Here is a 7,802-nt window from a genome sequence, read left to right as displayed (position 1 = left end):
AAAAGCTCTAGAGCAAGAGATTCCTTCATCCCACACCGGCCTTCAATTCCGGCCGACTCACAACCGCCTCAAGTGCCCCTTTGAAGACCTCTCGCCATCCCCGGCCCGGACTCTTGCTCTGGCCTAGCTGAGCGTAGCGAGTAAATAATATAAAGCTCGGCGTACGCCCCCACGCTCAGCGTAGCAACTAAATAATGTAAAACGTTCGGCGTATGCCTCTGGCTACGTCGCTACACATAAGGCCTCTGGCCTGTAAATAAAACAACAAAACCCCCATCTGCTGCACGATTGCATCGTGTGGCGTAGCTCATTTATAAAACCTTTACTTACATAAATCTAGCATTGAAATATTTATCATACTACAAGGCTTTAATCTATTATATATTTTTATTTGCATTGTTTGAGAAAGCGATACAATCGCGCACTAGCGGGGAAGGATTATAGCGGTGATATTGGAATATTAGAAGGCGTTGTGATTGTAAAATAGTGAACCACTCGATGCAATGCTGCTAGTAATATTTATTACTTTAGTCACACGATACAATCGTGCGACAGCGAGGGTATCTAGAGATCAAGGGATAGTAGTTGCATAATTATTATTAAATGAAGCAATAAATGGTAAGAAGGTAGATTTTAATCAAGTGATAACAGATCCAAAAATGAAGAGTGAAGCTCCTGGAGTAAGTATATCTTTAATTGAATAAGTTATGAAGTATGTTTTTATTGGTCTTGTTCTTATAGGTTTATACCTGCCAAAGGAGAATAGGTATAAGAGTTGGAATGAAGAAGAAAAGTTAACATGGAATGATTTTACATTTGCAAGTAAGGATACGTGTTCATTTGCAAAGGATGCTTTAATATCAGTATTGATAAAGTATAAATCTTTCTACAATCCAAAACTTGGCTTTTCAGTTGTTGCAGTAATTGACAAGAAGACCTCATGGACAATAGATACTATTTCTAAAGATCTTTTGGAGCATGAGCAGTATCATTTCGATTTGTGTGAATTGTATGCTAGAAAGATAAGGGAGACCTACGACAGCTTGCTAAAAACAAACAATACAAATATACTCAAATATACAGAGGTGTTTGAGAGATTAGATGAAGAGCATTTCTTGGAACAAAGTAGGTATGATGTTGAGACTAACCATGGCGCAGATAAATCAGAACAAAAGATGTGGGAGACATATATTGAAGAGGAATTAATGTCCTTGAATACTTATGCAGATACTTTAGTTTGTTCTAATTATGTTAAAGTCAGCTATAAATAATAAGATAAAAGCTTGGCAAGTCCCCCACGCTCAGCGTAGCAACTAAATAATGTAAATCGTTCGGCGTATGCCTCTGGCTACGTCGCTGTACATAAGGCCTCTGGCCTGTATATAAAATAACAAAGCCGCATTTTAGAGTGCGGCTTTTGTTTTTATAATCAATATTTGTTTTTAACTCCCACTCGCTCGGATATATAAAACCCCCAGCTGCCGCACGATTGCATCGTGTGGCGTAGCTCATTTATAAAAACTTTACTTACATAAATAGAGCATCGAAATATTTATCATACTACAAGGCTTTAATCTATTATATATTTTTATTTGCGTTGCTTTAGAAAGCGATACAATCGCGCACTAGCGGGTGTGATTGTTTACTGGTTAAAGAATTACAACTTAAGGCAAGCACAATACTTTACAGGTCATAAGTATGTGAGCAGACAGAAAGATATCAGATGAACAATATTTTTAAGTGCAGGGAGAAGTAAATAAATATCATCCTTTAAACTAAATCAATATGGAAAAGGAAGAAGAAAAAGCCACGATAACACTTGATGGCAAAACCCATGAAATAATGATTAGCAAAGAAAGGGCAATGCAAATCAAAAGACTGCAAAAGTTAATTAAAGAAAGTCGGAAACCAAAACTGAAATTAATCGTTAACTTTGTAAAGGATAAAAACAATGGAAGTTATGAATGTAGTTGAGAAAAGAGATTTTATACACAGTCGGTTGCATTTGATTGATGAAAACTTTATCAATGAAATGTACCAGAAAATGTATTCTGCCCTGGAAGATAACAACCCAATTGTTGGATATGGTCCGGTTGGAAAACCAATAAAGAAACAACAATTGCTAGCAGAGCTGGAAGAAGCAGAAAGGCAGATTGAAAGAGGAGAGTATATAACACTGGATGAACTGGATGAAGAGTCTAAAACATGGTAATCAAAAAATACAAAGTAGTTATCTCCAACAAAGCCAGAACTTCGCTCCGTAACTATATCGAATATTTAAAAGAAGAAGCATCGTAAGAAACAGCCGAATACGTCAGAGGTGGGATTATATCAGCATGTAAACAACTGACTGTTTTTTCTGGCTTCTCTGTTGAACAATACTTGGAAACGGAAGATAAGAAATACAGGTCTGTTACAAAGTGGAATTACAATATTATTTATACAGTCAAAGGTGATACGGTAAGGGTTTTAAATATCATCCATACCAGCCAACATCCTGAAAAAAAAAGATATTTAGATCTTCTTTTACATCGGATCCACATCGGCCTGAACAACTGTAGCCTTAAATCCAGGGTGGGTAACCAGGGTGGTGATGGCATCCCTAAGCAACCCTTTTATTTTATTCAATGAAACACCGGGTTCTATCTTGAGCATAATTTTTCTCAAATGCCAGTTTTGTATTTTACTAATGGTTGGTGCCTGTGGCCCAACTACCCTATGGCTAAATATACTTCTCAGGTACTCACCCAGATAATCAGATGCCTGATTGGCAGTATTGGCATTTCGATGTTTAACCGTAAGATGGATCAAGCGGTAATAAGGCGGATATTTAAATGCCTGACGCTCCTCCATCTGGCTGTTGAAATGGTTTAAAAAGTTATTGTTGATCACATCAACCACAACGGGATTGTCCGGGTTCGATGTTTGAATAATCACCTTACCTTGTTTGTTCTTTCTTCCCGCACGGCCACTGACCTGTGCCATCAACTGGAAACTCCGCTCAAAGGCCCTGAAATCTGGATAATTCAACATGCTATCGGCATTAAGGATACCAACCGTACTTACATGGTCAAAGTCGAGCCCTTTTGATATCATCTGGGTTCCTATTAAAATATCAACCTCACCCCTTTCAAAATTACCGATCAGGGTTTCATGCGACTTTCGTGTTCGGGCTGTATCCAAATCCATCCTGGCCACTTTGGCATCGGGGAATATAATTTTAATATCCTCCTCAATTTTTTCGGTACCAAAACCTTTTGTTTGTAACGAAGGAGAACCGCAAGCCTTGCAAACCCTGGGTAGGGCATATGAATTTCCACAATAGTGGCATGTAAGCTGGTTAATCTGTTTATGGTAGGTCATGCTCACATCGCAATAATCGCATTTGGGTACCCAGCTGCACTGGTTGCACTCCAGATATGGTGAAAAACCACGCCTGTTCTGAAAAAGGATTACCTTTTCGCCCTTTTCCAGGGCATCATTCATCTGCTGAATCAGAACCGAAGAAAAATGTGAGCTCATCTTTTTCTTACGTACCTCATCACGAACATTCACCGTAACAATTTCCGGCATTTTTATCCCTTCATAACGTTCAAACAGTTCCACAAGGCCATATTTTTTAAGCTGAACATTCTGGTAGGTTTCCAACGAAGGCGTAGCGGTACCCAGGAGAACCTTAGCCCCGTGCATATGAGCCAACACTATTGCAGCATCACGAGCATGGTAACGGGGAGCAGGATCAAACTGCTTATATGTATTTTCATGTTCCTCATCAATTATTATCAATCCCAGATTTTCAAAAGGCAAAAATACCGAAGAACGAACCCCTATAATAACCTTATAGTTTTTATTATTCAACACATCATCCCATACTTCAACCCTCTCGGCATCAGTATATTTTGAATGATAGATACCCAGCTCATCACCAAATACCCTTTTTAACCTGGAGGTAATCTGAGTTGTTAACGCAATTTCAGGAAGCAGATAAAGTACCTTTTTTCCCAGCTCAATCTGTTCTTTAATCAGATGAATATATATTTCTGTCTTCCCGCTGGATGTCACCCCATGGAGTAAAACTGCGTTCTTATCCTCAAACTGCTGTTTGATACTATCATATGCTACTTGCTGAGGCTGATTTAAAGTATGCACCCCCAGTAAAGTATCATTTGACTTTGACAAACGTGACACCTGTTCATCAAACTCCTCAAAGATGCCCTTTTTAACCAGCTCCTTAATCAGCGCTGAAGAGGCACCACTACGATCTTTCAGATCGTTTTTATCAATTGTTTTTGAAAAATTATCAGGATGAGCCCCACCAATCAGCGTAAAAAAGGACATCAGAACCTCTAACTGCTTTTTTGCTCTGCTCAAATCTGTAAACGCATTTTGTATCTTTTGCTCCTTATGATATTCTTCTGAAAGCCGAATTATCTTTTTTGTTTTGGGCTTATAACCTTCTTTCAGCTTTTCGCTTACAAAAAGAGCCTCCTTTTCGAGCAGAGATTTTACTACCGGAAGAGAGTTTTTCAGCTCGGTAATACCATTTAATTCCTGAATGGTAGCTACTTTTTTTTCTGCCAGATAATCCAGAACAATATTTTCTTTGGCAGTTAAGGTACCATCAGGAAGCCAATCCTGGTTATAATGCACCTTTGTTTCACTCTCAAGTTTTAATCCGGAAGGAAGTGCTGCCTTATATACCTCACCCAAAGTGCACATATAATAATCGGCAATCCAATGCCAAAAATTCAGCTGTATTTCATTAACAGCAGGATGTTCGTCTAAAACGGAGAGGATTTCCTTTGTTTCGTAATCCTCAGGTTTTGTATCATGAAGAGCATAGATGATCCCGGAATAGATTTTCTTCTTCCCGAAAGGAACAATTACCCTTGAACCCAACTCAACATGGGTTATATATTCTTCTGGTATTTCGTAAGTAAACAGCCTGGGAAGCGGAACCGGAAGAATGATATCTGCAAAATAAGTAGTCTTCATGTACCACAAAAATAACCACTAATTTTGTTATTCTTCCATTTCAAAACTATCCTTTTCAAAAATAACAGCCGGCTTATAGGCATAATAGCCACCAAACAAGGAGATAAACAGAGAGATCAGATAAAAAATAATACTCAAGGCTACTGCATGATCCAAATTCAGACCCAGATACTGAGAGCCATACATAAAAGTCATTTCACGCAAACCTAATCCTCCTAAGGAGATTGGTATAGCAGACATAATACTGGAAAGAAAAAACAGGAACAGGTAATCATCCTGCCTGCCTGCAAGTTCGGTTCCCATTGATTTAAGTATTAAGATAGCTGATAACATTTGTAGTCCCTGAATAACCAGTGACAACCCAAACACTTTCCAGGTAGAAGGCGCGAGGTGTGAACTGAAAACCTTGAGATACCAATAATATCCAACAGCGATAACAGGGATAAACACCACAAAATATTTTAAAAAAGGATTTATCCACAACAAGATATCATGTACTATTTTAACACCATCTTCAGGAACATCAGCCTTTCCTAAATCATAATCAATAAAATAAACCAGTGCGCAAATATAAACCACAATAACAGCCAAGCCACTTAACCTGTCGGCAAAAACGGTACCTATCAGTTTTTTAACAGAAGTATTTCTATACTTATTAAGCAAGAAAACCTTATATCCATCTCCACCTACTCCACCGGGAAGAAACATATTATAAAACATTCCGAGCCAGTATAGCTTTAAATTTGCGGTAGAACCAATACGAACAGGAACATACTTATAAAAATTATAAAGCCTGAATGAACTGATTACCTGAGACAGGGCGTACAGCAATATGGAGAGTATCAGATAACTGACTTTAATACCCATAACCGCGTCAAGGGTTTCTCTGTAATCAATCTTTTTAAATACGTAATACAGCGCAGCTGCAGATAAAACTATCTTAGCAATGAGCTTAAGTGCTTTGGAATATTTATTTATGAACTTCAAGATTATCAATTATTAATATCAACCAGGTGCAAAAATAGACTATATATTATAATTTCAAACAAAAATAATAATGCAGCAGAAAAAACAGAACAATACCTGGTAAAAAGAAAAAGGATGAAAGGATCATATTATCCATCGTAATCCTGGATAAGACTATAATCAAAATAGTATTGCAGATAGTTTCAGACTTTTAGTCTGATATAACAAGACTGCCAGGAGCCAGGTTGTGAGGTCAAAGACTTTCAGATACTAATCCAACATTCATAAAACACCAAAAATATTTGATTTTTTACGAATGTGAATTAATAAACTATTTTATAATAGTAAATCCTGTGTTACTATAGCAGAATTTCGCCTAACTCTTCTTCATAGAAAAAGTTTTCCATACCGAATGCCGGGTTCAGGTCGTCAATCCACTGAGCCTTGCAATCATATTTGGCAAAAAACGGACGAGCTACCCAATCACTGTTTCTACCCTGGATAAACTCAAGGGTGATTACCCTTTCTCCTTTAATCTCAGACACTCCCACAACCCTGATCTTTCCGGGAGTACACGACATACTTGGCCCCCTAACCGTACGGGCAATACCGCTTACCTGAGTATAGGCACGCCTAAAGATACTCCAGGCTTTTACAACAGGTATCCCAAAATATTCCTGAGCACCGGTATCCCGGGCAATAAACATATAGTATGGAACCATGCCAAGGTTCACCTGCTTTTTCCACATATCAGCCCAAATATCACCATGTGCGTTGATATGATTTAGAACTGGGGATTGGGTTCTGATAATAGCACCTGTTTCCCGGATTCTTTTTACCGCCTTTTTAACCACTTCTGTTTCCAATTCTCTTGGGTGGTTAAAATGGGCCATAAAAGACAAATTTTTACCTGCATTTGTTATCTTCTCAAAAACAGCAATCATATCATCTGCATCAGGATCAGTAAGGTACCTGTATGGCCAAAAACTCAAAGATTTTGATCCAATCCTGATTGTTTGCAAATGTTCAATATTCGCATCCAATATTTTAGTGATATAGGCATCAAATATATGAGCCTTCATTACCATTGGATCTCCCCCGGTTATCAACAGGTCTGTTATTTCAGGGTGCTGCTTTATGTATCCCACAATTGAATCAGCCTCTTTCATTGAGAACTTAAGCTCATTCATATTGGTAAACTGTGGCCAGCGGAAACAAAACGTACAATAAGCATGGCACGTTTGCCCCTGTGTAGGAAAAAACAACATAGTTTCACGGTATTTGTGCTGTACTCCGTGTAACTTTTCACCATCCAACTCAGGAACATTATATTCTAACTGCCCTGCAGGGTGAGGGTTAAGTTTTTCCCTGATAAGATTAGCCTCTTCTCTGATGATTTCTTTAGTGGCCCCTGATTTCAACAAGGTTGCCATATGGTTAAAATCATCCACAGGCAGCATACCTTTTTGTGGGAAATTTAGGATGAACATGGGATCTTCTTGATAATTTTCCCAATCTATTAATTCATCAATTACATAATTGTTGGTTTTAAAAGGAAGTACATGTCCAACCACTTCTATATTAAGAATATCCTCTTCTGACAACAGAGATATCTGCGGGATATTTTTAAAATTATGCAACGAATACGTTTGATACTTCATCATAATCATGCTTTCTTTTAAAATTAATAACCGTACACGCCTATCAACAATTTGGAAAAAGGGCATTCATTTCCAGCTCTCATATTCGAAAGGAGATGGAAATCCTTAATAACTTTAGAACGATGTTGCCCCAACACCAGGAATGACGGACTTATAAATTACGAAAATTTTCGAAATAAG

The 7,802-nt window shown here is 38.0% G+C and carries 6 protein-coding genes; 3 read left to right on the top strand and 3 right to left on the bottom strand.

Features of this window, described 5'->3' with window-relative positions:
• Window positions 1-707: 707 nt before the first annotated feature.
• From OM074_RS12610 to OM074_RS12600, 3 genes are all read left to right on the top strand, one after another.
• Window positions 708-1,271, top strand: a complete 564-nt coding sequence (locus OM074_RS12610) for a DUF922 domain-containing protein (protein ID WP_301199935.1) — start codon at window positions 708-710, stop codon at window positions 1,269-1,271.
• 514 nt (window positions 1,272-1,785) lie between these two features.
• Entirely contained in the window at window positions 1,786-1,974 is a 189-nt protein-coding gene (locus OM074_RS12605; protein ID WP_301199933.1) for a hypothetical protein, read from the top strand.
• Window positions 1,961-2,212: a hypothetical protein gene (locus OM074_RS12600; RefSeq protein ID WP_301199931.1), complete on the top strand. Its 252-nt coding sequence runs from the start codon at window positions 1,961-1,963 to the stop codon at window positions 2,210-2,212. The genes OM074_RS12605 and OM074_RS12600 overlap by 14 nt, the downstream gene beginning before the upstream one ends.
• Before the next feature lie 314 nt (window positions 2,213-2,526).
• Here the strand turns inward: OM074_RS12600 and priA are convergent, their stop codons facing one another.
• The 3 genes from priA to OM074_RS12585 form a co-directional block, all read right to left on the bottom strand.
• Window positions 2,527-4,995, bottom strand: coding sequence for a replication restart helicase PriA (gene priA / locus OM074_RS12595; RefSeq protein ID WP_301199930.1), 2,469 nt, complete (start codon window positions 4,993-4,995; stop codon window positions 2,527-2,529).
• A gap of 27 nt (window positions 4,996-5,022) precedes the next feature.
• Window positions 5,023-5,982: a lysylphosphatidylglycerol synthase transmembrane domain-containing protein gene (locus OM074_RS12590; protein ID WP_301199929.1), complete on the bottom strand. Its 960-nt coding sequence runs from the start codon at window positions 5,980-5,982 to the stop codon at window positions 5,023-5,025.
• 338 nt (window positions 5,983-6,320) lie between these two features.
• On the bottom strand, window positions 6,321-7,625 hold the full coding sequence (locus tag OM074_RS12585) for a KamA family radical SAM protein (RefSeq protein ID WP_301199927.1): 1,305 nt from the start codon (window positions 7,623-7,625) through the stop codon (window positions 6,321-6,323).
• Window positions 7,626-7,802 lie beyond the last annotated feature (177 nt).

This window comes from Plebeiibacterium marinum (assembly GCF_026013615.1).
In the GTDB taxonomy this organism is placed as follows: Bacteria; Bacteroidota; Bacteroidia; order Bacteroidales; family Marinilabiliaceae; genus Saccharicrinis; species Saccharicrinis marinus_A.
Note: the sequence above shows the minus strand (reverse complement) of the source record. Positions and strands in the feature narration are given on the sequence as shown.